Origin of the sequence: Aureimonas sp. Leaf324 (genome assembly GCF_001423245.1) — a bacterium.
Classification (GTDB): Bacteria; Pseudomonadota; Alphaproteobacteria; order Rhizobiales; family Rhizobiaceae; genus Aureimonas.
The window spans coordinates 80,346-105,891 of the sequence record NZ_LMOH01000007.1; the positions used below are offsets into that span (position 1 = coordinate 80,346).

The following is a 25,546-nucleotide window of genomic DNA, read 5'->3' on the forward strand; positions in this document are numbered from 1 at the left end:
TCCATGCGAGCCTTGCAACTCGTCGCCGATCGAGACCTTCGCACCGTCGAGGTCGACGCGCCCGGCGCCCCCGGTCCCGGCGAGGTCACGGTTCGCATCCAGGTCGTCGCGCTCAACCATATCGACGTCTGGGGCTGGCGGGGCATGGCCTTTGCCAAGCGCAAGCTGCCGCTGACGATCGGTGCGGAAGCATCGGGTGTCGTCGAGACGCTGGGTGCGGGCACCTCCGGGCTGGTGCCGGGGCAACTCGTCTCGATCTACGGCGCGCGCACCTGCGGGCTCTGCCATGCCTGCCGCGAGGGCCGCGACAATCTCTGCGAGCATGTCGGCGGCGTCCACGGCTTCCATCTCGACGGCTTCGCGCAGGAGCGCATCAACCTGCCGGCACGCCTCCTCGTGCCTGCTCCTCCCGGCTGCGACGCGGTCGGCGCGGCGCTGGCGCCGGTCACCTTCGGCACGGTCGAGCACATGCTGTTCGACAACGCCAGGCTCCAGCCCGGCGAGACCATTCTCGTCCATGCCGGCGGCTCCGGCATCGGCACGGCGGCGATCCAGCTGGCCAAGCGCCACGGCGCGACGGTGATCACGACGGTCGGCTCCGACGAGAAGATCGAACCGGCCAAGGCACTCGGCGCCGATCACGTCATCAACTACCGCTCCGACCGCTTCGAGGGCGTCGTCCGCAAGTTGACGAAGAAGAAGGGCGTCGACGTCGTGTTCGAGCATGTCGGCAAGGACACGTTCGCGGGCTCGATGCTGTGCCTCAAGCGCGGCGGGCGGCTCGTCACCTGCGGCTCCACCTCAGGCGTCTCCACCGAGGTCAATCTGATGATGCTGTTCCAGCAGCAGTTGAAGCTCCTCGGCTCGTTCGGCTGCCGCATGGAGAACATGGCCGACGCGATGGAAAAGATGGCGCGCGGCTGGGTCAAGCCGGTGATCGACACCGAGGTCGGCTTCGACGACATCGACGTCGCGTTGAAGCGCATGGAAAGCCGGCAGGTCTTCGGCAAGATCGTGCTGCACGTGGATCGCGACCTCGCTGCATGAGCGGACGGTTTCTGGAGCGCGCCTGGAAGCGGCAGCGGCAGTCGCGCGACTGGCTGGTCGCGCAGGCCCTGTTCGCGATGCTCGCGGTGCTCAGACGGTTTCCCGCGCGCAAGGGTCTGGCCTTCGCCGATCGGCTTGCGCAGTGGATCGGGCCGAAGACCTCGCGGCACCGGATCGCCATCGAGAACCTGACGCTCGCCTACCCCGAGAAGAGCGCCGCGGAGATCGAGGACATCGCCCGGCGCAACTGGGGCCAGATGGGCCGCATCGCTGCCGAATACGTGTTCCTCGACGAGATCTTCGACTTCGACCCGGCGCGCGAGCCCGGATCGGGCATGGTCGACGTGGAGGGGATCGACCTCTTCCTGGCGTTGCGCGACAACCCCAAGCCGATCATCTTCTTCACGGCGCATCTCGGGTCGTTCGAGCTCCTGCCGATCTGCGCGGCGACCTTCGGACTTGACCTGACGGCGCTCTTCCGCCAGCCGAACAACCGCTACATCGCCCGCGAGGTCCTGTCCGCACGGCGCACGAGCGGTGGCCATCTCGTTCCCTCCAAGGCCGGCGCGGCCTGGGCTTTGGCCGGCACGCTGGAAGCCGGCGGCAATGTCGGGATGCTGGTCGATCAGAAGTTCAAGCGCGGCGAGCCGACAACCTTCTTCGGCCGACCCTGCCGCACCAATCCTCTCGTCCCCAAGCTTGCCCGCAAGTTCGACTGCGACATCCATCCCGCCCGCTGCATCCGGCTGCCGGACGGTCGCTATCGCCTGGTCCTGGAGCCTCGTCTCGATCTGGCTCGGGGAGCCGACGGGGCGATCGACGTGGCGGCGAGTTGCCAGCAGTTGAACGACGTCGTGGAGCGCTGGGTGCGCGAGCATCCCGACCAGTGGATGTGGTTCCATCGTCGCTGGCAGATCTGAAGCGAACGCCGCTCGCCTGAACATTCGATCCGCTTCCTTAACTTTCGTCGCCTAGGTTCGCCGGGCGAAGGAATCCAGGTGCGATGATCACATTCCTGAAACGGTATTCGGCAACGGCCATCGGTGCGGGCGCAGTGCTCGCGGCCGTCTCGGTCGCGGGTGTCTATATCAGCAAGGAAACGGTCTCGAGCCTGCTCGCCTCGACGGCGCAGCAGCGTGTCCAGGGGTTCGTGACGTATCTCGAGGAGACCAACGGGGCGGTGGAAGCCCTTCTCACCGGCATCTCCCGCGATCCCGAGCTCGAGAGCGAAATCCGCGCGGTGGCGCTTGCCTCCGGTCTGACCAACTTCACGGTCTTCGATCTGTCCGGCGAACCGCAGTTCGCCCTGAAGTCCGAGGCCCACGCCTGGCTGCTGCGCGAACGCCCGGGCGGCATCAACGGCCTCGAAAAGCTCGCGGCCAGCGCCGTTGAGCGACCCGGCGACTGGAGCGAAGCCGTCCGGTCCGGAACCGGCGAAAGCCTCGTGATCTCGCCCGTCGAACGCGAGGGAACCCGGCAAGGCTTCGTGTCGATCGCGCCCGACATGACGGGCGTCGAGGAGAATCTCGCCAAGACCGTCGGGCTCGCGGTGGCCGGGCTGATCGGGGCTCTCGTCACCGGCGCCGGCGTTCCCAGCCTCATCTACATGCGCCGCAAGTGGCGCATCGAGCAGGCCGACGAACGCATCCAGTTTCTCGCCAACCACGACACACTGACGAAGCTCCTGAACCGGAAGCGGATCGAAGAGGACGCGGGCCGCATTCTGGCGACCTGTCGCGCGACGCGCGAGCGCCTCGCCGTCTGGGCAGTCGACATCAAGGGCCTCGGCGACATCAACAAGACGGTCAATCAGGCGGGGGGCGACGAACTGCTGCGCACGGTCGCCGACCGGCTCATGCGGATCATCGATCGCAACGACCTCGTCGCCCGGACCGGCGCCGACGACTTCATGATCGTCCAGCGGAACCTCAGGGGGCTCAACGACGTCGAAGCCCTCGCCCGCCGCATCCGCCAGGAGATCGAGACCCCCGTGACCATCGAGGGCGTCGAGTTGACGCCGCAGCTCTGCATGGGCGTCGCGCTGGTGCCCGAGCACGGGCGCACGATCGGCGAGCTGTTCCAGAATGCCGAGCTTGCCGTGCTCGTTCACAAGAGCTCGAAGCAAGGCGATTTCGTTCTGTTCGAGCCCTCCATGGACGAGGAGGCGACGCGGCGGCGCATGATCGAGCGCCGCATGCGCGAGGCGCTGGAGCACGAGCAGTTCGAGCTGTTCTATCAGCCGATCGTGCGGGCCAGCGACCAGACGATCCTCGGCTTCGAAAGCCTGATCCGCCTGCCCGACGGTCAGGGCGGCTATATCCCGCCGTCGGTGTTCATCCCGATCGCCGAGGCGCGAGGACACATCAAGGCGATCGGTGACTGGGTGCTGCGCGAGGCGACGCGCCAGATCGCGCTGTGGCCGGAAGAGCTGTTCATCTCGGTCAACCTCTCGGCCGTCCAGTTCCGCGACGGGGATCTCGTGTCGATCGTGCGCGGCGCCCTGAAGGCGGCCGGGATCGCGGGTCATCGGCTCGAGATCGAGGTCGTCGAAAGCCTGCTCCTCGATCGCTCGGACGCGATCCTCAAGCAACTCCAGCAGTTGAAGACGCTCGGCGTGTCGATCGCCATGGACGACTTCGGCACCGGCTACTCGTCGCTCGGCTATCTCTGGCGTTTCCCGTTCGACAAGCTGAAGATCGACCAGTCCTTCATGATCGCTTTCGAGCAGGGCGAGCCGAACATCCGGCATATCATCGGGACCATCGTCAATCTCGGTCACCACATGAAGCTGAAGGTCGTCACGGAAGGGATCGAGACCGCGGCGCAGGCGAAGATGCTGATGGAGATCGGCTGCGATCAGCTGCAGGGCTACCTGTTTGGAAAGCCTGTCGCGGCGGAGCGCGTGGCGGCCGAACTGCTGACGCGACTGTCGCATCGCGTGGATCGGTCTCCGTTGCTGGAACTCGAAGCCACGGCTTCCCTGCCTCTTGCCTCGAACGCCTGACCGTTCCCAACGCGCGTCGCCGACGAGTAGAATGGTAAACGAGAAGTCAATAAGTCTCGGAAAATTTATTTCCTGTTAAGGCGAACCTTGTGCGGAGCAGGTCGTTCTCCAGGAAACGAGGGCTTCTTCGATGCGCGTACTGATCCTGGAAGACGAGCCGCTGATTGCGATGGACCTCGAGGATATCGTGGTCGAGACGCTGCAGGCCGACTGCGTCTGGGCGAGCAGCCTCCACGACGGTCTGCAGCACATTCGTGAGGGTGTCGACTTCGCCCTTCTCGATTTCGATCTCGGTGGAGACAACTCCGCGTCGATCGCGCGGACGCTCGAAGAGCTCAAGGTGCCGTTCTGCTTCGTGTCGGGCAGCCTCTCGGACGTGCCGAGCCGCTTCAACCGCATCCCGAAGATCGCAAAGCCCTATCGTCACGACGACATCGTTCGGGCGCTGACGACGGCCTGAACGCGGGAGCTAGGGAGGGCGCGGCGACTGTCTCCGCGCTGGCTCCGGGACGCGAGACCTGATCCGGAGCGCGCCAGCACGGCGACGGACTGAGGATCGCTCCTTATGCTTACCAATCGACTAACGCGCTGTCGTGAACGATATGCTCACGCGAAAAAGGCCGGCAAGCCGGCCTTTCCGTATTCCTCGCCGTCGGCGGCCGCGCTGGTCAGCGCGCCACGTCCTTCACAGCGGCGCCGGTCGCATCGACCGTGTTGCCGACGTCACGGCCCACGCCGCGCACGGTATTAGCGCAACCCGAGACCACCATGACGGCGGCGAGCGTTGCAGCGACGGCGGAAATGCGACGGATCATGACCAAACTCCTGAGGGTCCCGATTGCGGCGAAGTAACGGCAACGGCGACATTCGGTTCCCGACGTCTCGACATAATTTGCCGCGACTTGGACATCAAATCTGCCGTTGCGGTCGCCGCGCGCGCCATTCCGTCGCGCGACCTGTCCGACAGTTGAAGGCGTATCGCTTTCCTCGCCAGGGCGTGAGGCTTATGTCTGTGGGACGGCTCGCTCGACGGCACGGTCCGGGGAGCCATTCGGCGAGGGAAGGAACAGGCATGAAGTGGAAGGACGCCATCTGGCCCATCGTGGGTCTCGCGGCCGTGGTCCTCTCCTGCTGGATCCTCTACAAGGAAGTGCGAGGCCTGTCGCTCGACGACATCTGGGTCAGCTTCCAGAACGTCAGCGTCCACCAATGGGCGCTTTCGATCGTCTGCGCGCTTCTCGCCTATGCGGTGCTGGCCTACTACGACCGGCTGGCTCTCCGGCATCTCGGGCGGAAGGTCTCGCTGCCATTCGTAGCGGCGACGTCCTTCACGACGTACGCCCTTTCGCACAACATCGGAGCGTCGGTGTTCTCCGGGGCGGTGGTGCGATACCGCGCCTACAGCTCGCGCGGCTTGACGCCATCGGAGATCGCGCTCCTCATCGCGTTCTGCTCGTTCACCTTTGCGCTCGGCATCCTCGTCCTCACGGCGGTGACGCAGCTTGCCGACCCGACCATGATCCGCCGCTATGTCGACGTCGATCCATGGGTGCCGGTCGGCCTGGCAATCCTCATCCTGGTTCTCGTCGGGCTCTATGTGTTCGGGAGCTTCCGCGGCTTCCCGCCCCGCAAGATCGGCGGGTTCCTGCTTCAGTATCCGCGGCGCGACGTCGTCCTGCGCCAGCTGATCGCGGCGCCGCTCGAGATCGTGGCTGCCGCCGGCATCATCTATTTCGCGCTGCCGCCCGAGACCAATCCGGGCTTCGTCATCGTGCTTGCGATCTTCGTCGTGTCGTTTTCGCTGGCGCTCGTGTCGCACGCGCCGGGCGGGCTCGGCGTTCTGGAGGTCACGTTCCTGACCGGCCTGTCCGACGTGCCGGAGACCGACGTCCTCGCCGCGCTGTTCGTGTTCCGGATCCTCTATCTCCTGATCCCGTTCGCGGTGGCCATCGTGATGGTGCTGAGCTTCGAGCAGAGCGTCATGCGACAGCGTCGCCGGTCGGCGGCCGGCGTCACCGCTCCGCGGACCTGACCGCGCTCAGCGCTGCCAGCGCTCCTGCCACTGCGCCTCGCCGACGAGGCAATTGGCGGGCGGACCATCGGCGGCAATCGGAACGACGGCGCGGGGCTTCGCCGGGATCGGCCAGAGCCCGGCGAGTTCCAGTACGAGCTTGCGGCGCACCGCCTGGGGGAACTGCTCCCAGTCATTCACGGGGATCACGAAGGAGCCCGGCCCTCCGACGACGCAGTCGCTGTAGTAGCGGTCGAGATTTCGGATCGAACCCCAGCCGCCCCTGAGATCGTCGCCTTGCGTCATCAGCGGCAGGCCGTTGATGGTGATGCCGCGCGCGACGGCGGCATCCCGCGCGTCGGTCACGGGACGGCCCTGGTTGTTGGGACCGTCGCCCGACACGTCGATGACGCGGCGCATGCCCTCGAACCCGTTGCGGTCGAACAGCCCGGCCGCGAAATCGATCGCCGAGGAGATCGACGTGCGTCGCATCCGATCGGGCCGCGCCTCGGAGAGACGATAGGCGAAGGCTTCGGCCGCATCCTTGCCGTCGATCAGCGTCCAAGGCAGGACCACCTGCTGCGAGGTGTCGCCGGCCCACTCCACATAGGTGACCGCCACGCGACCATGCATGCCGTCGGTGATCGCCTGCTGCAGTTCCGGCGAGCGGAAGGCGGCCACATAGCCGTTGCGCTGAATGTCGAGCTCGCCGTAGTCCATCGACCACGACACGTCGACCGCGATCACCAGCTCGACGTCGACCGGCTCCTCGCCCGCGGCTACGGCGGGGATCGAGCTCAGGAGCGATCCGCAGATCGCAAGGGCGACGAGCTTCAGCATGGGCCGAGCGTCCGCCCATTCCGATTCGGATGCAAGTCCCGATCGCGGCACTGCGACCAGAGGTGGCAAAGCGCGACGCTGCTTAATGGCGGCTTAAGCTCGGTTTGCAAGATTGGGGACGCCGCGCAACCGCTGGAACGTGTCCATGTCCCTTCCCCTCGAAACCCGTGCCGGCGTCCATGGCCTGCCGCGCGTGTCGCCGCTTGCCGCCGCCCTGTCGCCGATGGCGATCGGTCTTGCGACCCTCCTGTTCGCGTTCGCGCTCCTCGCCCTGCCGATCTCGCTGCCGATCGGCGCGATGTACTGGGACGTCGTCGTGTTCGTCGACGGCGGCTGGCGGGTCCTCAACGGCCAGACGCCTTCGGTGGACTTCTTCGCGCCGGTCGGCCCGCTCGGTTACTGGCTGTTTGCGGCGGGGCTCGAGGTCTTCGCCAAGCCGCAGCCGCTCCTGCTGGCGCAGTGGATGCTGCTGCCGATGACGCTCGCCGGTCTCCTTCCCGTTCTCGTGCGCATCGACCGAAGCTCGCGAACGCTGGCTTTGGCGCTGCTGTTGCCGTTCCTCGTGTTTCAGCTGCTGCCGACCAATCTCGAGCAGTTCTCCTCCTATCCCGGCGTCGACGGCTTCGGCATCTACAACCGCCACGGCACGCAGCTTCTCTACGTGCTGATGGTCGCGCTCGTGTTCGAGCGCCGGCAGCGCGTGCTCCTGTTCGTCATCGCCTGGATCTGCGCGGCGCTGTTCCTGTCGAAGATCACCGGCTTCATCGCGGCGGGCGGCCTGTGCGCCTTCGCGTTTGCGGCCGGGCGGGTGCGTCTGTCGACGGCGGTCGGTGCGCTGACTGCCTTCGCCGCGGTTCTGGCGGGGCTGGAGCTGACGACCGGCGTCGTCAGCGCCTATCTCGGCGATATCGCCTCGCTGGTCGGCATGAACGAGGGCGTCCTCGCCAGTCGCTTCATCCAGGCGGCCTCGATCCATTTCGGCATCTTCGCCTCGGGCTGCCTCCTCGTCGCCGCCCTCCTGTTCCTCGACCGCCGGCCGATCGCCTCGGCGCTTGGCGCCGCCGTGCGCCATCCGTTGCGTACGGCGCCCTGGATCGCACTTCTCGACCGGAACGTCGTCTGGCTCGGCATGGCGCTCCTTGCAGGCCTCTTCTTCGAGACGCAGAACACCGGTGGCCAGGCCTTCATCTTTATCTGGCCGGTGCTGGTGCGCATCGCCTGCGACGCCTCGCGCCATTCCCAGCGCGCGACGGCAGTCATTCTCGTCCTCGTCGCCGCCGTCGCGATGCCCCCGCTCGTCAACGTTCTCCATCGGTCCGCCCGGGCCGTCGTGGGGCAGCTGATGTACGTGAAGGTGCCAGCGCAGAACCTCAAGGCGCTCGACAGCGTGACGCAGCGGCCGGAGGTGATCGACCGGGCGGCGCATATGATCGACAACTACGTCGCCTATCCCCGGACCTACGAGGCGCTCGCCGCCGACGGGCAGCTGCCGATCTTCAGCCTCTATTCCGAGCTCGATTTCCAGGCAGCCTGGCTGATGGCGGCGAACGAGGCGGTGGATGCGATCCGCGCCTACGAGACGGCGCATGGGGTGCGGTTCGAGACGATCATGAACCTCAACTTCGTGAACCCCTTCCCCTACGCATTGGGGCGTCAGGGCACGCCGCTCATCGCGATCGGCGCCGATCCGTTCCGCGCCGTGCCGCCGCCGAACGCCCGGACGATCGAGGCCGTCCGCAACACGGACCTCGCGCTCCTGCCGCTCTGCCCGGTGACCGTGGCGAACCAGACGATCCAGAAGATCTACGCGGAAGGCCTGCGCGACCACGTCGCCGTGCCGCTCTCGCGGTGCTGGATGGCCTATATCCGGCCGGGACTGCTTCCCGCCCGCTAAAGGCTCGAACGAAAAAGGCCGGGTCGAGCGACCCGGCCTTTCTTCATGTCGGAGCTGCGCCCAGGCTCAGCCCATCTGCGTCTTCACGAAGTCCTTGACGATCGAGACGATGCCGCGGCCGAGAAGCTCGTCGAGCGCGTCGCAGAACTGGTCGACGTTCTCGTGGGAGCAGATCAGCGGCGGCTCCAAGCGGATGACGTTGCGGTTGTACTCGGTGAAGGCGACGAGGCAGTCGTAGTCCTTCAGGAGCAGCGCGCCGATGAAACCCGACAGCGAGCCCTTGAGCTTGTCGTCGAGGAGCGCCACCACCGGACGCAGCGCGAAGGGCAGCGTCTGCGAGAAGTCGTGGAACTCGAGGCCGACCATCAGCCCCCTGCCCCGCACGTCCTTGATGATCGACGGGTACTTCTGCTGGATCGCCTGAAGGCGTTCCTTCAGGTACGCACCGACCACCTCGGCGTTGCCGATCAGATCCTCGTCGTAGAGCGTGTTCAGCGCCTCGATCGAGGTGGCGCAGCCCTCGCCGATGCCGCCGAACGTGGCATGGGCGTGGATCATCGCCGTCTTCGGCGTGCCGTAGGCCTTCATGTAGACGTCGCGTTTGGCGATCATCGCCGCCATCGCCGCCTTGCCGCCGCCGAAGCTCTTGGCGAGCGCGGTCACGTCCGGCACGACGCCGTGATGCTCGAAGGCGTAGAAGCGCCCGGTGCGACCGTAGCCACACTGCACCTCGTCGGCGACCCAGATGACCTTGTGCTGGTCGCACAGCGCGCGAACGCCCTGCCAGTATTCCGTCGGCGCCTCGACGATGCCGCCGCCGCCCTGCACCGTCTCCAGCACGACGACGCCGACGTCCGGGTCCGAGCGCACGACGGCGGTCAGCGCCGCGAGATCGCCGAAGGGCACGCGATAGGTGTTCTCGACCAGCTTGAACTCGCCCTTGTAGAGCGGCGAATCGGTGATCGAGAGGACGCCCTTGGTCTTGCCGTGGAACGAGTTCTCGGCGTGGACGATCTTGCAGTTCTTGCGACCCGACGCGCGCTCGGCGACCTTGATCGCCGCTTCCATGGCTTCCGAGCCGGACGAGCCGAGGAACACCATGTCGAGGTCGCCGGGCGAGCAGGCCGCGACGTTCTTGGCCAGCGCCGCCGCGTACTGCGAGAGGAAGGCGATGGCGATCTCGTGGCGCTTCTCGTCCTGGAACTGCTTGCGCGCGCCCACGATCCGCGGGTGGTTGTGGCCGAAGGCGAGCGAGCCGAAACCGCCGAAGAAGTCGAGGATCTTCCGGCCGTTCTGGTCGATGTAGAACATGCCCTCGGCGCGCTCGACCTTCACCTTGTGGAAGCCGAGCAGCTTCATGAAGTGGAACTGGCCGGGGTTGATGTGCTCCTTGAACACGTCGGCCATGGTGCCGACGTCCATGGCCTTCGCCTGGTCGAGGGTCAGCATGTCGGGCTTGGGCGGCCCGAGGCGCGGGGCGTCGTCGAGCGCGGGGGCGGTGGTCGTCGGACGATCAAGCATGGCGCGGGCTCCTCACTCGGCCGGATGGGGATAGGCGGAGCGGGCGGCCGAGCGGCCCTCCTTCTTCGCGCGGTACTCGGTATAGGCGGCGATCAGCATGTCCTCGTCGCGATACTGCGGCACCCAGCCGAGGTCGCGCTTGCCCTTCGAGACGTCGAGCACGCACTCCTCGTCGGCGATGAGGTACTGCTCGGGGTCCATCAAGGGCATGTTCAGCCAATCGAGGAAGTCGAGCGTGCGCTTGACCGCAAAGCCCGGCGTCGGGATCAGGATGGACTTCGAGCCGGCATGGCGCACGAGGTCGCCGAGAAGCTTCTTCACCGGCGGCGGGTTGAGCGAGCCGAGATTGTAGGCCTCGTTCGGCACCCCCGCCTTCCAGGCGAGACGCGCCGCCTCGGCGCAGTCGAAGACCGAGATGAACTGATACGGGTTGCGACCCGAGCCGATCATCGGCACCGGAAGGTTGGCGTCGATCAGCTTGAACAGCTTCTCGAGGATCCCGAGACGCCCCGGCCCGATGATGAGGCGCGGGCGGAACAGCGAGATGTTCATGCCACGGCGGCGCCAGTCGGCCGCCAGAACCTCGGTATCGAGCTTGGACTGGCCGTACTCGCCGAGCGGCGCGACCGGATGGTCCTCGGTCATCGGCGTCGTCACCGTGTGACCGTAGATCATGTCGGTGGTGAAATGGACGAGCCGGCCCGCGCCCGCCCGGTCCATCGCCTCGATGATGTGCTTCGTACCGTCGTAGTTGACGGGGTAGAAGAACTCGCGGCGCTTGGCGCGCACCTGCAGCGGCGACAGCATCTTGGCCGACAGGTTGTAGACCATGTCGTCCGGCGTGATCGGCACCCGGTTCACGGCGGCCGCATCGGTGACGTCGACGTTGAGATGCGTGGCGCGGGCGTAGTGCGGCAGGTCGGCCTTGGCAATGTCGGCGACCACGACCTCTTCGCCGTCCGAGGCGAGGCGCTGGGCGAGATGGCGGCCGACGAAACCGTCGCCGCCGAAGATCACGTGCTTCATCGAATGGCTCCTTCGGTGGAATGGGTCTTGGCGGTGATGGTCACCGGGACGTCGTCGGCGATCGTGCTGCCCGTGCGGGCGATGAGGATCGTGCCGGCGCAGATGAGGGCGATGCCGCCGATGCGGGCCGCGTTCAGTTCCTCGCCGAAGAGGAACCAGGCCGCGAAGGCGACGACGACATAGGCGAGGCTGAGGAAGGGATAGGCGTAGGTCAGCTCGACCTTCGACAGCACGTAGAGGTGCGAGGCCATCGAAATCACGAAGGTCAGGAGCCCCAGGAAGACGAAGGGGCTGAAGACGATCGAGAGGATCTTGAGGATCGGGTTGACACCGGCGAAGCTCAGAGGGCCGAGCTGCATCATCCCGTATTTCAGGAGCATCTGCGCGGCCGCATTGGTGAACACGGTGAAGAGAATGAAGGGGATGTAGCGGCTCACGCCTCGCCTCCCGGCTGTTGGGTGTCGGGCCGGATCCTTGCCGGAGCCGGTATGCCATGGGGTAAAGACGGGGCGGGCTCGCGCGGTTGTGAACCCGCATTTCCCCCGCCAGCGTCAATCAATCCTTGCCTACGCGGCCGCACCGTAGCGCTGGCGTCCCGCGTCGAGCCGCAGCGCCGTGCGGCGCCAGAAGTCCGAGACGATCGCAGGGTCGCGCATCGCCTCCAGCCGGCGCCAGCGCGGGAAGGAGGCGGCGAAAACCTCCGGCGCCATGCGGGCGTCCTTGTAGGGGTTCACCGCACCGCCGGCCTCGATCGTGATCCGGTCGAGCTCATCCATCAGGGCGAGCGTCGAGGGACCGCGGTTGGGGAAGTCCAGCGTCAGCGTGTAGCCGCGCCGCGGGAAGCTCAGGAGCCCCGGGCTCGGTAGGTCGCCGAAGCGTTTGAGCACGGTGAGGAACGAGCCCTGCCCATGGGCGACGGCACACTCCATCAGCGCCCGCGCGGCCTGCCGACCCATCTCCTCCGGCACCACGCTCTGGTGCTGGTGGAGACCCTGCGGTCCGTAGAGGCGGTTCCATCCGCCGATACGGTCGAGCGGATAGAAGAAGCCGTCGAAGGGCACGTTGCGCGTGACCTCCGCCCGGCGGAGCTTGCGGAAGTTCAGCTCGTTGAAGGCCTTCAGCGCGAGCCCCCGCAAAGGGCTGACCGGCGGCGTGAACGGCACCGAGAACAGCGGGCGCCGGGCCCGGCCCGTGTGATCGCCCTTGCCGGCGTGGTCGCCGCAGATCAGGTGGCCGCGGCCGAAACGGGCCCCGCGCGCCAGCTGGTCGATCCAGGCGACGGCGTATTCATGCCGCTCGTCGGCCTCCGCGGCCCGCGCGAAGTAGTCGTCGAGGCAGGACAGGCGGTGCGTCGTCTCGCGGATCGTCAGGGACGGCACGGCGAGAAGCCGCAGGCGGATCCGCGTGACGATTCCGGTCAGGCCCATCCCGCCGATCGTGGCGGCGAAGATGTCGGCGTTCTGCGAGCGCGAGCAGACGAGCGTGCCGAGGTCGGAGCGCGTCAGCGTGAAGGATTCGACCCAGGCCCCGAAGGTGCCGCGGCGGTGATGGTTCTTGCCGTGGACGTCGTTGGCCAGAGCCCCGCCGAGCGTGACGAACTGGGTGCCGGGCGTGACCGGCAGGAACCAGCCGTGCGGGGCGATCCGCTCAGTGATGTGGTGAAGGAGGACACCGGCCTCCGCTTCGATCACCCCGTCCTGAAGGTCGAGCGAGAGGATGCGGTTGCGCCCGCGCATGTCGACGAGGACGCCCGCTTCGTTGAGGCACGTGTCGCCGTAGGAGCGACCGTTGCCGCGCGGCAGGAGTCCGGCCGCATCCCAAACTGCGGGGAAGACGTCAGCCTGCGGCGCCTGGACCGACCGTCGCCCCTCCGGCGGGGGCGGCATCCGCCCCCAGTTCTCGTAGAGCTCAGGCATAGGCCGCCACCAGGAACATGCAGGCGCCGAGCACCATCATGATCTGCGAGCGCCAGTCGTGCATGATGAAGACGACCGGATCCTCGTGCATGTGATTGCGGCGAGCGAGCACCCAAATGCGCACGATGATGTAGAGGACCAGCGGGCAGAGCGGCCAGAGAAGGTAGGGATGCGTGTAAAGCTCGCGCACCTCGGCGCTGTCGATGTAGAGCGCGAGAACCATCACCGCCGCAAAGCCGGATGCCATGCCCGCTTGGCCGACCGTGTCGAGGTCGACGTCGACATAGCCGCGGCCGGTCGAGGAACGGTTCGCGCCGCCGCCGAAATCCATGATCTCGACGAAGCGCTTCACCAGCGCCAGCGACAGGAAAAAGAAGATCGAGAAGGCGAGGAGCCAGAAGGACTCGTTGGAGTCGATCGCCATGGCGCCGGCGATGATGCGGGTCGTGTAGAGCCCGGCGAGCGTCAGGACGTCGATCAGGAGCATGCGCTTCAGCGCGAAGGAATAGGCCGTGGTCGCGACCATGTAGAAGGCGAGCGTCGCCATGAACTCCCAAGGCAGGACGGCGGCGATCGCGAAGGACGACAGGAACAGGCCCGCCGCCAGCGCCAGCCCGACCGGGATCGGAACGAGGCCGCTCGCGAAGGGGCGCTTGCGCTTGGTCTTGTGACGACGGTCGGCGGCGAGATCCAGAAGATCGTTCAGGATGTAGACCGAGGAAGCCGCGAGCGAGAAGCAGACGAACGCCAGAAGCGCCTTCAGCGCCATCGGCACGTCGAGGAACTCGTGGTTCAGCGCCATCGGCACGAACACCAGGACGTTCTTCGTCCACTGGTGCGGACGCATGGCCTTCACCATGCCGCGCGCCAGCGAGCCGGGGTCGACGATGAGGCGCGAGGGCCTCTTCGCCGCACCGTGCCAGCGGCGCGCCGAGCGGTCGGGCTGGACCACGGTCGCGCGTTCGGCCGCCTCGAACAGGCAGACGTCGTCGTGCGAATTGCCGACATAGTCGAAGGCCTGGCCGTTGCAGCGCGCGCGGATGCGCTCGAGCTTGCGGTCGGCGGACAGGTTGGTCGCCCGGTCGCTCGCCATCACCTCGTCGAAGAGGCCGAGATGGGCCGACACGGCATGGGCGAGGCGCTCGTTGGAAGCGGTGGCGAGAATGATCGGCCGGCCGGCCTCGCGCTCGGCCTGCAGCGTGGCGACTACCTCCTCGCGGTAGGGAAGCGTCGCCGCGTCGATCTCGGTGCGCGCGGCCAGTTCGTCCTTGAGAACCGCCTTGCCCTGGAACGCCCACCCGAACAGGCGCCAGAAGCCGAGCGGCTGCTGGCGTGCGAAGTGAAACAGGCTTTCCCAGAGAAGGTCCCCACGGATCAACGTTCCGTCGAGGTCGACGAACAAGGGTCGTCCCGTTCGCGTGACGTAGGTGTCCATGACGATGTCCTTACCGAGGCTCTGTCAGCTGCGGTGGACTATCTTCGCGGCGGGGTTTCCCCACGGTAAAACAAAGGACAATCGTGCGTAAACTGCCGAACATGCTTAAGAGGCTGCCTTCGAAACCTCCGCAATTTTCACGTTCCGGCAGGGCAGCGTGATCGCGGTGCCGCCGATCGCGCCTCCGCCAGCCGCAGGGGCACGCCTGTCATCCGATCACACAGTGGTGAAAACTTCGTCGGCCCATGCGAGAACGTTCGCTAAAGGCTTCATAATACTTACCAATCCCTCCTGAGGGGAGCCATTCACTTCGGCGCCTGCGTGTCCCGCCGGCAACAGCTCGGGATGGGGTGCCGGAGCCCGCCTTGCGTCATCTCGCGTGACATTATCTGGTTCACTCACGAGGGGGAGCGTCACCGACCTTCCCGTTTCGAAAAGAACGGCCGCCCCGCACCGACGGAGGACGGCACGCTGGAGATCACCATGAAGCGCCTTGCCCTGCTGCTCGCCTCCGCCGCCCTCGCCTCCCCGGCTCTGGCCGCCGACGTCGTCTACGAAGAGCCGGCAGCGCCGATGGCGGTGATGGCCCCGGTCTCCAACTGGACCGGCCTCTATCTCGGCATCCAGGGCGGCGGCGCGTTCAACCCGGACAACGGCGACAACCTCGCTATCGTCCCGAACTTCGGTGGCGCCGGCGCTGCCTTCCTGACCAACGCCTTCGGCAACAACTTCTCGTCGGAGTTCGAGTCGAGCTTCATCGGCGGCGCGCACATCGGCTACGACTACCAGGTCGACCGCTTCGTGGTCGGCGCCCTCGTCGACATCAACGCCCTCGACATCGCGCAGCGCTCCAGCGCCTTCTCCNGCGCACATCGGCTACGACTACCAGGTCGACCGCTTCGTGGTCGGCGCCCTCGTCGACATCAACGCCCTCGACATCGCGCAGCGCTCCAGCGCCTTCTCCAATACGCCGGCCTTCTACACCGCCGAGCGCAGCCTCGACTACCTCGCGACCGGCCGCCTGCGCGCGGGCTACCTCGTCACCGACATGGCGCTTCTCTACGCCACGGGCGGTGTCGCCTACGGCGAGATCGACTACGGCTTCTCGACCAACAGCCCGGCCGTCACGGCCGCGTTCCCGGCCGTCATCAACTCGGACGAGGACGACTGGGGCTATTCGGTCGGCGGCGGCATGGAAGTGAAGGTCACGCAGAACATCTCGTTCGGCGCCGAGTACCTCTACACCAACCTCGGCGACGGCGGTTCCTCGACCATCCTGAACGGCGGCCCGTTCGATGGTTCGGGCGCGGCGGTCATCCCGGGCCAGTTCACCGACTTCCGCTCGAGCGGCGACTTCGACTTCCACACGATCACGGCGAAGCTGTCCTACCGCTTCNGGTTCGGGCGCGGCGGTCATCCCGGGCCAGTTCACCGACTTCCGCTCGAGCGGCGACTTCGACTTCCACACGATCACGGCGAAGCTGTCCTACCGCTTCAACTGATCGAGCGTTCCGAAACGAAAAAGCCCGCCGCGTCGAAGGACGCGGCGGGCCTTTTCATGACGTCGTCGGGAATGTTCAGGACGCGTTGTACTTCCGGTCGAGCGCGTCGATCGCGTCGACATTGGCGGCCGACGAGCCGGCCGGATCGAACTCGGATTCCAGGTACTTGTCGACGATCGCCTTGGCGAGCTCGGGGCCGATCACGCGGGCGCCCATCGTAATCACCTGCGCGTTGTTGCTCTTGGCGGCGCGCTCGGCGGAATAGGTGTCGTGCGTCAGCGCGGCTCGGATGCCGGGCACCTTGTTGGCCGAGATGTTGACGCCGATGCCGGTGCCGCAGCACAGGATCGCGCGGTCGTACTCGCCCTCCACCACCGACCGCGCGATGCGCTCGGAGGTCGTCGCATACTTCTCCGAAGCGCCGTCCGGCGCCTGGCTGGCGTCGACGACCGTCAGGCCGGAGCGGCCGGCGAGGTGGTCCTTGATGGCCTGGACGAGGGGCTGGCCGGCGCTGTCGCCGCCGAGAATGATCTTCATGGGTCTCACCTGATGGTTGAGGAGCGGGTCCGCGGATCCGGACCGACGACGCCGGGGCGCCCTCCCGTTCATAATATCGTAGCCTTGTTCAAACGATCAAGATATCTCAGCCACCCTTGGTCGCCTGATCGAGCGCGAGAATGCCATGCGCGTTGGCGAGCGAGGTGGCGATGACATCGATCGCTCCGGTCCGCAGCGCCGCCAGGATCGGCATGGCCTTGGTCGGCTCGGCGGCCACCGCGATCGTCGTCGGGATCGCTCGGATGTCGGCGAGGCGCAGGCCGACGACACGGCCGCCGAGGATCTCGTTCCGCTCGCGCCCGTCGATGTCGTAGAAGTCGTAGCCCATGAGATCGCCGACGATCCCGGCGGCACGGGCGCTGAGGAGTTCTTCCCGGCGAAACCAGCCCATCCGCGCCATGTGGCTTTCCTCGCCGAGGTCGCCGATGCCGACCAGCGCGAAGGCGGCGCTTCGCCCGAGATCCAGCGTCTGCTTCACGGTCGGGTTCGCCATCAATCCGGCGCGCAGCGTGGCGTCGGGCACATAGGCCGGCGCATAGAGCGTTTCCGGCACCCCGCCGAAGCGGCGCGCGAGCTTGCGGCAGATGTGGTCGGCATTCGACGGCTCGCCGGCCTGATGCGCGCCGCCCGTGGCGGAGACGAAGGTCGCATGTTCCAGGAACGGGCGACCGCGCGTCTCGGCGACGGCCGCGATGTTGCGGCCCATGCCGACGGCGACGACCGCACCCTCGAAAAGCTCGCGCTCCAGATAATCCGCCACCAGCAGCGCCACCTCGGCGCGCTGCGCGTCCGACTCCCGCCGGTCCACCGCGATCAGCGCCGTCTTGACGCCGAAACGCTCCCTGAATCGCCGTTCGAGGTCGGCCTCCACCGCGCGGTGGACGCGGATCCGTACGTCGACGATTCCCGCCTCGCGCGCCTGGCGCAGCAGGCGGTTCACTTTCATGCGAGACAGCCCGAGTTCGGCGGCGATCTCGGCCTGCGTGGCCTGCCCCTCGTAGTAGCGGCGGGCGACCTGCATCATGGCATCGACATCGGCGGGTGCTAAGGCGTCCATGTTCGCTTCCGCAGATCAGGCTTCATGTTGGGCAACGAAATCCCATGCCTGTTCATATGCCAGACATGCGTTCATATGAACGTTTTTCATGTCGCGGTGATTGATTCAAGCGGCGGGGCGTGTTTCTGCTGGCGCAGCATGGGGCGAATCCGGCACCTCCGGTCGCTCCGCCCGAACCGTGCGGAAGCGCCGCGACCAAGATCGAGGGAGACGACACAAGTGGACACGACACAAGCCCCCAGCCTGGATGCCAAGCAGATCCGCGCCATGGCGAGCGGCATCCGCTTCCTGTCGATGGACGCGGTGGAGAAGGCCAATTCCGGCCATCCGGGCATGCCGCTCGGCATGTCGGACGCGGCGACCGTCCTGTTCAGCCAGTTCCTGAAGTTCGACGCCAAGCGCCCGCACTGGCCGGACCGCGACCGCTTCGTGCTGTCGGCCGGCCACGGCTCGATGCTGCTCTACAGCCTGCTGCACCTCACGGGCTACGAGGACTTCACGATCGACGAGCTGAAGCGCTTCCGTCAGCTCGGCTCGAAGGCCGCCGGTCACCCCGAGTTCGGCGAGGGCGCCGGCATCGAGACCACGACCGGCCCGCTCGGCCAGGGTCTCGCCACGGCCGTCGGCATGGCGCTCGGCGAGAAGATCCTGCGCGAGCGCTTCGGCGAGGACCTCGTCTCGCACTACACCTACACGATCGCCGGCGACGGCTGCTTCATGGAGGGCGTCAGCCAGGAGGCGATCTCGCTCGCCGGCCACCTGAAGCTGAACAAGCTCATCGTCCTGTGGGACGACAATCGCATCACCATCGACGGCGCGACCGACATCACCACATCGGACGATCTCGCCAAGCGCGTCGAGGCGTCGGGCTGGGCGAGCGCCGCGGTCGACGGCCATGACCCGGAGGCGGTGGCCGCCGCGATCGACGCGGCGCGCCGCTCCGACAAGCCGACGCTGATCGCCTGTCGCACCACGATCGGCTACGGCGCGGGCAAGAAGGCCGGCACGTCGGGCGTTCACGGCTCGCCGATCGGCGCCGAGGGCATCGCGTTCGCCCGCGAGCATTTCGAATGGGCGCACGAGCCCTTCGTCCTGCCCGACGTCGTCACCGACTTCTGGAAGGCCGTCGGGACGCGCGGCGCGGCGGAAGCCGATGCCTGGGAGAAGCGCCTCGCCGCTTCCGCCCATGCCGACGCCTGGAAGGCCATCATGGCGGACGGCTTCGACGGCGACGCCGCCGCGATCCTCGCCGACGTGAAGGCGAAGTTCGCCTCCGACACAGCGTCGGTCGCCACCCGCAAGGCCAGCCAGACGGTGATCGAGGCGCTGGTCGCGAAGTCCACCAAGCTCATCGGCGGCTCGGCCGACCTCACGGGCTCGAACCTCACCAAGGCTGGCGCGATGAAGCCGGTGACAGTGCAGGATGCGTCCGGAAACTACATCTACTATGGCGTGCGCGAGCACGGCATGGCCGCCGTCATGAACGGCCTGTCGCTGCACGGCGGCTTCACGCCCTTCGGCGGCACGTTCCTGTGCTTCTCCGACTACGCGCGGCCCGCGATGCGCCTGTCGGCGCTGATGCACCAGCCTGTCGTCTACGTCATGACGCACGACTCGATCGGCCAGGGCGAAGATGGCCCGACGCACCAGCCGATCGAGCACCTCGCCTCGCTGCGCGCCATGCCGAACATGCTGGTCATGCGCCCGGCCGATGGCGTCGAGACGGCGGAGTGCTGGGAAGCCGCGCTCGTCAACACCAAGTCGCCGACGACGCTCGTCCTGTCGCGCCAGAACCTCAAGGCGCTGCGCACCGGCACGGTGGGCGAGAACCTGTCGGCCAAGGGCGGCTACGTTCTGGTCGAAGCCGAGGGCGGCGCGCGCCAGGTGACGATCCTCGCCACTGGCTCCGAAGTCGAGATCGCGGTGGCGGCGCAGAAGCTGCTCACCGAGAGCGGCGTTCGCGCGGCGGTGGTGTCCCTCCCCTGCTGGGAGCTCTTCACCAAGCAGCCGAAATCCTATCGCGACGAGGTGCTGGGCTCGGCGCCGCGCATCGCGGTCGAGGCCGCTTCGCCGTTCGGCTGGACGCGCTTCGTCGAGGACGAGGACGACGTCGTCGGCCTGCCCGGCTTCGGCGCCTCGGCGCCCGGCGGCGATCTCTACAAGCATTTCGGGCTGACGCCCGAGAAGGTCGCCGAGAAGGCCCGCGCCAAGGCCGGCGCCTGACGGCTGCGAATACACCCGAACGGGGCCGGCCGAGCACCATCGACCGGCCCCGATCGTTTCTTCAGTCGCTTACGGGAGGAAAGGCGACCCGCATGACCAAGCGTCCCTGGATCGGCACCAGCTGGAAGATGAACAAGACGATCGCGGAGGCCGACGCCTTCTGCGAGACCGTCGCGAAATCCTCGTGGGCGAGCGACGATCGCGCCCAGCTTTTCGTGATCCCGCCCTTCACCGTCCTTCATCGCGTCTCCCAGTCGCTCGACAAGACCGACATCATCGTTGGCGCACAGAACGCGCACTGGAAGGACGCCGGCGCCTGGACCGGCGAAGTGTCCCCGGTTCAGGTCAAGGACTGCGGCGGCCGCCTCGTCGAGATCGGCCATTCCGAACGGCGCGAACATTTCGGCGAGACCGACGAGACCGTCGCGCTGAAGACGGAGGCCGCCGTGCGCCACGGGCTCGTCGCCCTCGTCTGCATTGGCGACACGCGCGAGGAATACGACGCCGGCCGCACGGCCGAGGCGCTGCGTCGCCAGACCGAGGCGCTGATCTCGCGCGTCGAGTGGAGCGAGCCCGCCAAGGTCATCATCGCCTATGAACCGGTTTGGTCGATCGGCGAAGGCGGGACGCCGGCCGAACCGAGCTTCGCGAACGAACAGCATGCCCGCATCAAGGAGCTGACCCGCGAGAAACTGGGCTTCGCCTTGCCCGTCCTCTACGGCGGCAGCGTCAATCCCGGCAACTGCGTCGAGCTGGCCAATCAAGAGCATATCGACGGCCTCTTCATCGGCCGTTCCGCCTGGAATGCGGAGGGCTATCTCTCCATCGTGTCCGACGTCGTCTCGTCCCTGTCCTGACCCCGCCCGGAGAAACCCCTTGGCCCTGATCACGCTTCGCCAGCTTCTCGACCATGCCGCCGAGCACAGCTACGGCGTGCCCGCCTTCAATATCAACAACATGGAACAGGGCCTCGCGATCCTGGCGGCGGCCGCCAAGACGGACTCGCCGGTGATCCTGCAGGCGAGCCGCGGCGCGCGCGCCTACGCCAACGACCTCATCCTCGCCCGGCTGATCGAAGGCCTGTCCGAGATGCACCCGGACATCCCGATCTGCATGCATCTCGACCACGGCAACAACGAAGCCACCTGCATCACCGCCATCCAGCACGGCTTCACCTCGGTGATGATGGACGGCTCGCTGAAGGAAGACGGCAAGTCGCTCGCCGACTACGCCTATAACGCCGCGATCACCCGCCGGGTGTCCGACATGGCGCACTGGTGCGGCGCTTCGGTGGAGGGCGAGATCGGCGTTCTCGGCAGCCTTGAGACCGGCGGCGGCGAGCAGGAGGACGGCCACGGCTTCGAGGGCACGCTCGACCACGACCAGCTGCTGACGGACCCCGAGGAGGCCGCCCGCTTCGTCGAGGACACCCATGTCGACGCACTGGCGGTGGCCATGGGCACCTCGCACGGCGCCTACAAGTTCTCGCGCAAGCCGGACGGCGACGTCCTGGCGATGAACGTCATCGAGGCGATCCACCAGAAGCTGCCGAACACGCATCTCGTCATGCACGGTTCGTCCTCGGTGCCGGAAGACCTGCAGGAAATCGTCAACAAGTACGGCGGCCAGATCAAGCCGACCTGGGGCGTGCCGGTCGAGGAGATCCAGCGCGGAATCCGCCACGGCGTGCGCAAGATCAACATCGACACCGACTGCCGCCTCGCGCTGACCGGCGCGATCCGCAAGGTCTTCGCGGAGAACCCGGAAGAGTTCGACCCGCGCAAGTATCTCGGCCCCGGCATGGCCGCGATCACCAAGCTCGCAGCCCAGCGCTTCGAGGAATTCGGCACCGCCGGTCATGCCGGCGGCATCAAGCCGATCGACCTCGCCGACATGGCCAAGCGCTACAAGAACGGCAGCCTCAAGGTCTCGAACGCCGCCTGACGGAGCCGGACGCGGCGGTCAGGCCGCCGCGCCCCTTTCCTGCGAGACCCCCGCGATCAGGTCCACCGCTCGGCTCGCCAGCGCCATCACCGGCGCGTTGGTGTTGCCGGAGGGGATCATCGGCATCGCCGAGCAGTCGATCACGCGCAGGCCCTCGACGCCGCGCACGCGCAAGGACGCGTCGAGCACGGCCATCGGATCGTCGTCCGGGCCCATCGGCGCCGAGCCGACCGGATGATAGTTCGTCTTCACCGTCTTGCCGCAGAACGCCTCGAGGCCGGCGTCGTCCGTCACGTCACGGCCAGGAAGGAGTTCGTCCCGGATCCTGTCCGACAGCGGGCGCGACGCCAGCACCTCGCGCGCAAAGCGCAGCGAGGCGACCGTGAGGCGCAGGTCGTCGGGATCGCCGAAGAAGTTCGAATCGACCAGCGGCATCGCGTCGGGATCGCCCGAGCGCAGCCGCACGGTGCCGCGCGCCTTGGGACGCAGGAGACAGGACGTCAGGGTGACGCCGTGGCTGGGCTTGGCGCTCGACACGTCGCGGTCGAGATAGACGATCGGCGCGCAATAGAGCTGGATCGTCGGCCGCTCACCCCCGTCCGGGTCATAGAACAGGCAGGACTCGATGCCCGTCGTCGTCACCGGACCGGAGGCGAAGAGCATGTATTGCAGGCCGTTGCGGACCATAGGCCAGCCTTTGTCCTGACCGAAATAGCCGCTCGGCCCCTTGGTCGTCGCGATGACCGGAACCTCGTGGTGGTCCTGCAGGCTGGAGCCGAGGCCCGGCAAGTCGGCGCGGACGTCGATCCCGTGCTCACGCAGATGATCGGCGGGCCCGAGGCCCGACAGCATCATCAGTTTGGCCGTGTTGTAGGTGCCCGCAGCAAGGAGCACCTCGCGCGTCGCGTTGACGGTCTTCGCCTGTCCGCCCACGCGGTAGGACAGGCCGACCGCGCGCCCTCCCTCGAACAGGACGCGGTCCACCTGCGCCCCCGTGACGATCGTCAGGCGACGGTCGTTCAGGAGGTCGGCGATGAAGGCAGTGACGGCGTCGCAGCGCTCCATCCGCCCATTCCGCAGGCCCATCGTGTGCTGCATCACCCCGACGCCGGCTTGCCGTGCACCATTGAAGTCCGGGTTCAGCGGAATGCCCATTCCCTGCGCCGTCAGGAGATAGTCCTGCGTCGTGTCGCAGAGCGCGCCGGGATCGGAGACGAGGAGCCCCCCATCGATCCCGTGATAGCGGTCGTTGAACTTGGTGTTGCGCTCGAGCGCGCGAAAATGCGGCAGCAGGTCCTCGTAGGCCCAGCCGGAACCGCCGCCGAGATGGGCGTCCCAGCCGTCGTAATCCTCGCGCTGGCCGCGCATGTAGACCATGGCGTTGACCGCGCTGCCGCCGCCGAGCGCCTTCGCCTGCGGCACGATCGGCGCCCGCCCGCCGAGGCGCGGCTGGGCGGCGGTCCGATGCATCTCGAGGAAGTCGTCGCGGGCGAGATACTTCATGTACCCGGCCGGCATGCGCATCAACCGTGCGGTCTTGGCCGGCCCGCGCTCCAGGATCAGGACGCGGGCCCCGTGCTCCTTCACGAGCCGCATGGCGGCGACGCAGGCCGCCGTTCCGCCTCCGGCGATGACGTAGTCGTAGGCACTCATCGCAGTTCGCTTCCTCGATCGGGCGATGTCGTTGCGTGCGCCGCCTCGCCCCCCGAAGGTTGCCGAGTTGCGGCGCCGAAGCAAGCTCAGTCGTAGCGGGCGAGATCGCTCAGGGACGGGAAGAGTTCCGGCGAGGCGGCCACCAGCGCATTGCCGGAGAACAGGCTGTCGCCGGACAGGAAATCGCTGACCTGTCCGCCCGCCCCCTCGATCACCGCCATCGCGCCGAGGCAGTCGTAGGCGTTGATATGGGACTCGACGTAGCCGATCAGCCGGCCCGCCGCGACATAGGCGAGCGACAGTGCCCCCGATCCGTCGCGATAGAACATGCCGCCGGCTTCGAGCAGGCGCTGGAAGACCGGCAGGAGATCCGACGGCGGGCGGCGGGTCGAGTATCCCGTCGCAACCAGCCCCTCACGCACGCTGGCAGCGGTGCGGACACGGATCGGCTTGCCGTTCAGCGTCGCGCCCCGCCCGGCGCCGCCGGCGAAGAGCTCGTCGCGCACGGGTGCAAAGACCAGCCCGAAGCGGTTGATGCCGCCCTCGACGAAGGCGATCGAGATGCACCAGCTCGACATGCCGCAGACGAAGGGCTGCGTGCCGTCGATCGGATCGACCACCCAGATGCCCTGGCCCGGCGCGAATTCGCTGCGCCCACTCTCTTCGCCGAAGAAGGCATCGTCCGGGAAGCTCTCGGCCAGCCGGCCTCGGATCAGCTTCTCGACGGCGACGTCGGCCTCGCTGACGACGTCCTGGAGGCCCTTGGACGCGATCGTCAGGGTCTCGACACGGGCGAAATAGTCGAGGGCCAGCGCTCCGGCCTCGCGGATCAGCGCGAGGGCAAGGTCGAAGCGGCGGTCGAGTTCGCTGGACTGCATGATAGGCCTTTCGGGAATCGGATAAGATGCGAGGAGCGTGCCGTCGTCAGCCGTCCTTCCACAGCCAGGCGGCACCGCGCACGCCGCTGGAATCGCCATGGCGGGACGGGACGATCGGCGTGTGGAAGACGGTCGAGAACGTATACTTCGCGATACGACCCGGCAGTTCGTCGTAAAGCTCCGGAATGTTCGACATGCCGCCGCCCATGACGAAGACGTCGGGATCCAGCGTGTTGACGACCACCGAGAGACCGCGCGCCGTCCGGTCGCAGTAGCGGTCCCAGATGAGGCCTGCCAGCCGATCGCCGGCCCGCACCTTCTCCATCACCTCGCGCGCCTTCAGCTCCGTGCCGGTGTGGCGGGCATACTCCGCCTCGAAGGCGCGGCCGGAGACCCAGGTCTCGAGGCATCCGTGCTTGCCGCAGTAGCAGGGCTGGCCGGGAAGTTCCGACGCGTGCGGCATCGGCAGGGGATTGTGTCCCCACTCGCCGGCCGAATTGTTGGGACCGTGATGGGCCCGGCCGCCGACTGCGATACCGGCGCCCGCGCCGCTGCCGAGGATGACCGCAAAGACCACATTGTAGCCGGCGCCGGCTCCATCCACCGCCTCGGAGGCGGCGAGGCAGTCCGCGTCGTTCTCGACGCGGAGCGGGCGGCCGAGGCGCGCGTGAAGATCGGCCTCGACAGGGCGATTGAGGAGCCAGGTGGAACTCGCGCCCTTCCCCAGACGCGACTTCGGCTCCAGCGAACCGGGAATGCCGATGCCGACCGAGCCCCATTGACCCGTGGTCGCCTCCAGACGGTCGATGATGCCGCGTATCATCGCGATGCAGCCGTCGTAGTCGTGGCGCGGCGTGTCCTCGCGGATGCGCGCGAGCTCTTGGCCGTCCGGCGACAGCGCCACGCCCTCGATCTTGGTGCCACCCCAGTCGATCCCGATCAGCATCGCCACACCCCTCCCGCAGGATCACCCGTCCGCGCCCATCCCCGCGCAACGAACGTCATAAATGCTCATGATACCAGATGCCAGCGGAAGC

22 protein-coding genes and 1 pseudogene are annotated in these 25,546 nt (G+C 67.2%); 11 read left to right on the plus strand and 12 right to left on the minus strand.

Annotated elements, in window-relative coordinates:
- Positions 1–3 precede the first annotated feature (3 nt).
- The 4 genes from ASF65_RS06390 to ASF65_RS06405 all read left to right on the plus strand — a co-directional run bounded on the left by ASF65_RS06390 (position 4) and on the right by ASF65_RS06405 (position 4,511).
- A complete protein-coding gene (locus tag ASF65_RS06390) occupies positions 4–1,047 on the plus strand; it encodes a zinc-binding dehydrogenase (protein ID WP_055886800.1) in 1,044 nt (347 codons plus the stop codon).
- The gene (locus ASF65_RS06395; RefSeq protein WP_055886803.1) at positions 1,044–1,967 is read left to right on the plus strand and encodes a lipid A biosynthesis lauroyl acyltransferase; all 924 of its coding nucleotides are present in this window, start codon (positions 1,044–1,046) and stop codon (positions 1,965–1,967) included. The genes ASF65_RS06390 and ASF65_RS06395 overlap by 4 nt, the downstream gene beginning before the upstream one ends.
- Positions 1,968–2,050: 83 nt before the next feature.
- Positions 2,051–4,051, plus strand: a complete 2,001-nt coding sequence (locus tag ASF65_RS06400; RefSeq protein WP_082505220.1) for a bifunctional diguanylate cyclase/phosphodiesterase — start codon at positions 2,051–2,053, stop codon at positions 4,049–4,051.
- A 130-nt stretch (positions 4,052–4,181) separates the two neighbouring features.
- Positions 4,182–4,511: a hypothetical protein gene (locus ASF65_RS06405; RefSeq protein ID WP_055886806.1), complete on the plus strand. Its 330-nt coding sequence runs from the start codon at positions 4,182–4,184 to the stop codon at positions 4,509–4,511.
- A 208-nt stretch (positions 4,512–4,719) separates the two neighbouring features.
- Here the strand turns inward: ASF65_RS06405 and ASF65_RS21775 are convergent, their stop codons facing one another.
- On the minus strand, positions 4,720–4,866 hold the full coding sequence (locus ASF65_RS21775) for a hypothetical protein (RefSeq protein WP_200940005.1): 147 nt from the start codon (positions 4,864–4,866) through the stop codon (positions 4,720–4,722).
- A 257-nt stretch (positions 4,867–5,123) separates the two neighbouring features.
- Between ASF65_RS21775 and ASF65_RS06410 the strand changes: the two genes are divergently transcribed.
- On the plus strand, positions 5,124–6,083 hold the full coding sequence (locus tag ASF65_RS06410) for a YbhN family protein (protein ID WP_055886809.1): 960 nt from the start codon (positions 5,124–5,126) through the stop codon (positions 6,081–6,083).
- 6 nt (positions 6,084–6,089) lie between these two features.
- Here the strand turns inward: ASF65_RS06410 and ASF65_RS06415 are convergent, their stop codons facing one another.
- Complete coding sequence (locus ASF65_RS06415) at positions 6,090–6,902, minus strand: DUF1194 domain-containing protein (RefSeq protein WP_055886812.1); 813 nt, start codon at positions 6,900–6,902, stop codon at positions 6,090–6,092.
- Between the two features lie 145 nt (positions 6,903–7,047).
- On the opposite strand from ASF65_RS06415, the gene ASF65_RS06420 reads away from it, so the two are divergent.
- Positions 7,048–8,796 carry a hypothetical protein gene (locus tag ASF65_RS06420; protein ID WP_082505221.1) on the plus strand — a complete coding sequence of 583 codons (1,749 nt, stop codon included), beginning with the start codon at positions 7,048–7,050 and terminating at the stop codon, positions 8,794–8,796.
- Between the two features lie 66 nt (positions 8,797–8,862).
- On the opposite strand, the gene ASF65_RS06425 is transcribed toward ASF65_RS06420, so the two are convergent.
- The 5 genes from ASF65_RS06425 to ASF65_RS06445 all read right to left on the minus strand — a co-directional run bounded on the left by ASF65_RS06425 (position 8,863) and on the right by ASF65_RS06445 (position 14,694).
- On the minus strand, positions 8,863–10,317 hold the full coding sequence (locus ASF65_RS06425; RefSeq protein ID WP_055886817.1) for an aminotransferase class III-fold pyridoxal phosphate-dependent enzyme: 1,455 nt from the start codon (positions 10,315–10,317) through the stop codon (positions 8,863–8,865).
- Between the two features lie 12 nt (positions 10,318–10,329).
- Entirely contained in the window at positions 10,330–11,343 is a 1,014-nt protein-coding gene (locus tag ASF65_RS06430) for an NAD(P)-dependent oxidoreductase (RefSeq protein ID WP_055886821.1), read from the minus strand.
- Entirely contained in the window at positions 11,340–11,723 is a 384-nt protein-coding gene (locus tag ASF65_RS06435; protein WP_055886973.1) for an EamA family transporter, read from the minus strand. The genes ASF65_RS06430 and ASF65_RS06435 overlap by 4 nt, the downstream gene beginning before the upstream one ends.
- A gap of 186 nt (positions 11,724–11,909) precedes the next feature.
- Positions 11,910–13,259, minus strand: a complete 1,350-nt coding sequence (locus ASF65_RS06440; protein WP_055886823.1) for an FAD-binding oxidoreductase — start codon at positions 13,257–13,259, stop codon at positions 11,910–11,912.
- On the minus strand, positions 13,252–14,694 hold the full coding sequence (locus ASF65_RS06445; RefSeq protein ID WP_055886825.1) for a UbiA family prenyltransferase: 1,443 nt from the start codon (positions 14,692–14,694) through the stop codon (positions 13,252–13,254). Before ASF65_RS06445 ends, ASF65_RS06440 begins: the two co-directional genes overlap by 8 nt.
- A 483-nt stretch (positions 14,695–15,177) precedes the next feature.
- Between ASF65_RS06445 and ASF65_RS21905 the strand changes: the two are divergent.
- Positions 15,178–15,558 (plus strand): annotated as a pseudogene (locus ASF65_RS21905) (porin family protein); the annotation flags it as partial.
- A gap of 37 nt (positions 15,559–15,595) precedes the next feature.
- Positions 15,596–16,090, plus strand: a 495-nt coding sequence (locus ASF65_RS21910) for an outer membrane beta-barrel protein (protein WP_244486581.1), incomplete at its 3' end; no start/stop codon positions are given.
- A 181-nt stretch (positions 16,091–16,271) separates the two neighbouring features.
- Here the strand turns inward: ASF65_RS21910 and ASF65_RS06450 are convergent.
- Both ASF65_RS06450 and ASF65_RS06455 read right to left on the minus strand, forming a co-directional pair.
- A complete protein-coding gene (locus ASF65_RS06450) occupies positions 16,272–16,733 on the minus strand; it encodes an RpiB/LacA/LacB family sugar-phosphate isomerase (RefSeq protein WP_055886828.1) in 462 nt (153 codons plus the stop codon).
- A gap of 106 nt (positions 16,734–16,839) precedes the next feature.
- A complete protein-coding gene (locus tag ASF65_RS06455) occupies positions 16,840–17,811 on the minus strand; it encodes a sugar-binding transcriptional regulator (protein WP_055886833.1) in 972 nt (323 codons plus the stop codon).
- A gap of 219 nt (positions 17,812–18,030) precedes the next feature.
- On the opposite strand from ASF65_RS06455, the gene tkt reads away from it, so the two are divergent.
- The 3 genes from tkt to fba all read left to right on the plus strand — a co-directional run bounded on the left by tkt (position 18,031) and on the right by fba (position 21,978).
- Positions 18,031–20,034 carry a transketolase gene (gene tkt / locus ASF65_RS06460; protein WP_280137616.1) on the plus strand — a complete coding sequence of 668 codons (2,004 nt, stop codon included), beginning with the start codon at positions 18,031–18,033 and terminating at the stop codon, positions 20,032–20,034.
- 92 nt (positions 20,035–20,126) lie between these two features.
- Positions 20,127–20,891 (plus strand): triose-phosphate isomerase, encoded by a 765-nt coding sequence (locus tag ASF65_RS06465; RefSeq protein ID WP_055886839.1) that lies wholly within the window; start codon positions 20,127–20,129, stop codon positions 20,889–20,891.
- 19 nt (positions 20,892–20,910) lie between these two features.
- A complete protein-coding gene (fba, locus tag ASF65_RS06470) occupies positions 20,911–21,978 on the plus strand; it encodes a class II fructose-bisphosphate aldolase (protein ID WP_055886840.1) in 1,068 nt (355 codons plus the stop codon).
- Positions 21,979–21,996: 18 nt separating this feature from the next.
- Here the strand turns inward: fba and ASF65_RS06475 are convergent, their stop codons facing one another.
- The 3 genes from ASF65_RS06475 to ASF65_RS06485 form a co-directional block, all read right to left on the minus strand.
- Positions 21,997–23,631 carry a GMC family oxidoreductase N-terminal domain-containing protein gene (locus ASF65_RS06475; protein ID WP_055886844.1) on the minus strand — a complete coding sequence of 545 codons (1,635 nt, stop codon included), beginning with the start codon at positions 23,629–23,631 and terminating at the stop codon, positions 21,997–21,999.
- A gap of 86 nt (positions 23,632–23,717) precedes the next feature.
- Positions 23,718–24,509, minus strand: a complete 792-nt coding sequence (locus ASF65_RS06480; RefSeq protein ID WP_244486576.1) for an inositol monophosphatase — start codon at positions 24,507–24,509, stop codon at positions 23,718–23,720.
- 46 nt (positions 24,510–24,555) lie between these two features.
- Positions 24,556–25,455, minus strand: a complete 900-nt coding sequence (locus tag ASF65_RS06485) for an ROK family protein (protein WP_055886846.1) — start codon at positions 25,453–25,455, stop codon at positions 24,556–24,558.
- Positions 25,456–25,546: the final 91 nt, after the last annotated feature.

Excerpts from the sequence above, each read along its gene's own strand:
- ASF65_RS06390 (WP_055886800.1), top strand. The coding sequence starts at position 4 with ATGCGAGCCTTGCAACTCGTCGCCGATCGAGACCTTCGCACCGTCGAG.
- ASF65_RS06395 (WP_055886803.1), top strand. The coding sequence starts at position 1,044 with ATGAGCGGACGGTTTCTGGAGCGCGCCTGGAAGCGGCAGCGGCAGTCG.
- ASF65_RS06400 (WP_082505220.1), top strand. The coding sequence starts at position 2,051 with ATGATCACATTCCTGAAACGGTATTCGGCAACGGCCATCGGTGCGGGC.
- ASF65_RS06405 (WP_055886806.1), top strand. The coding sequence starts at position 4,182 with ATGCGCGTACTGATCCTGGAAGACGAGCCGCTGATTGCGATGGACCTC.
- ASF65_RS21775 (WP_200940005.1), bottom strand. The coding sequence starts at position 4,866 with ATGATCCGTCGCATTTCCGCCGTCGCTGCAACGCTCGCCGCCGTCATG.
- ASF65_RS06410 (WP_055886809.1), top strand. The coding sequence starts at position 5,124 with ATGAAGTGGAAGGACGCCATCTGGCCCATCGTGGGTCTCGCGGCCGTG.
- ASF65_RS06415 (WP_055886812.1), bottom strand. The coding sequence starts at position 6,902 with ATGCTGAAGCTCGTCGCCCTTGCGATCTGCGGATCGCTCCTGAGCTCG.
- ASF65_RS06420 (WP_082505221.1), top strand. The coding sequence starts at position 7,048 with ATGTCCCTTCCCCTCGAAACCCGTGCCGGCGTCCATGGCCTGCCGCGC.
- ASF65_RS06425 (WP_055886817.1), bottom strand. The coding sequence starts at position 10,317 with ATGCTTGATCGTCCGACGACCACCGCCCCCGCGCTCGACGACGCCCCG.
- ASF65_RS06430 (WP_055886821.1), bottom strand. The coding sequence starts at position 11,343 with ATGAAGCACGTGATCTTCGGCGGCGACGGTTTCGTCGGCCGCCATCTC.
- ASF65_RS06435 (WP_055886973.1), bottom strand. The coding sequence starts at position 11,723 with ATGCTCCTGAAATACGGGATGATGCAGCTCGGCCCTCTGAGCTTCGCC.
- ASF65_RS06440 (WP_055886823.1), bottom strand. The coding sequence starts at position 13,259 with ATGCCTGAGCTCTACGAGAACTGGGGGCGGATGCCGCCCCCGCCGGAG.
- ASF65_RS06445 (WP_055886825.1), bottom strand. The coding sequence starts at position 14,694 with ATGGACACCTACGTCACGCGAACGGGACGACCCTTGTTCGTCGACCTC.
- ASF65_RS06450 (WP_055886828.1), bottom strand. The coding sequence starts at position 16,733 with ATGAAGATCATTCTCGGCGGCGACAGCGCCGGCCAGCCCCTCGTCCAG.
- ASF65_RS06455 (WP_055886833.1), bottom strand. The coding sequence starts at position 17,811 with ATGGACGCCTTAGCACCCGCCGATGTCGATGCCATGATGCAGGTCGCC.
- ASF65_RS06465 (WP_055886839.1), top strand. The coding sequence starts at position 20,127 with ATGACCAAGCGTCCCTGGATCGGCACCAGCTGGAAGATGAACAAGACG.
- ASF65_RS06475 (WP_055886844.1), bottom strand. The coding sequence starts at position 23,631 with ATGAGTGCCTACGACTACGTCATCGCCGGAGGCGGAACGGCGGCCTGC.
- ASF65_RS06480 (WP_244486576.1), bottom strand. The coding sequence starts at position 24,509 with ATGCAGTCCAGCGAACTCGACCGCCGCTTCGACCTTGCCCTCGCGCTG.
- ASF65_RS06485 (WP_055886846.1), bottom strand. The coding sequence starts at position 25,455 with ATGCTGATCGGGATCGACTGGGGTGGCACCAAGATCGAGGGCGTGGCG.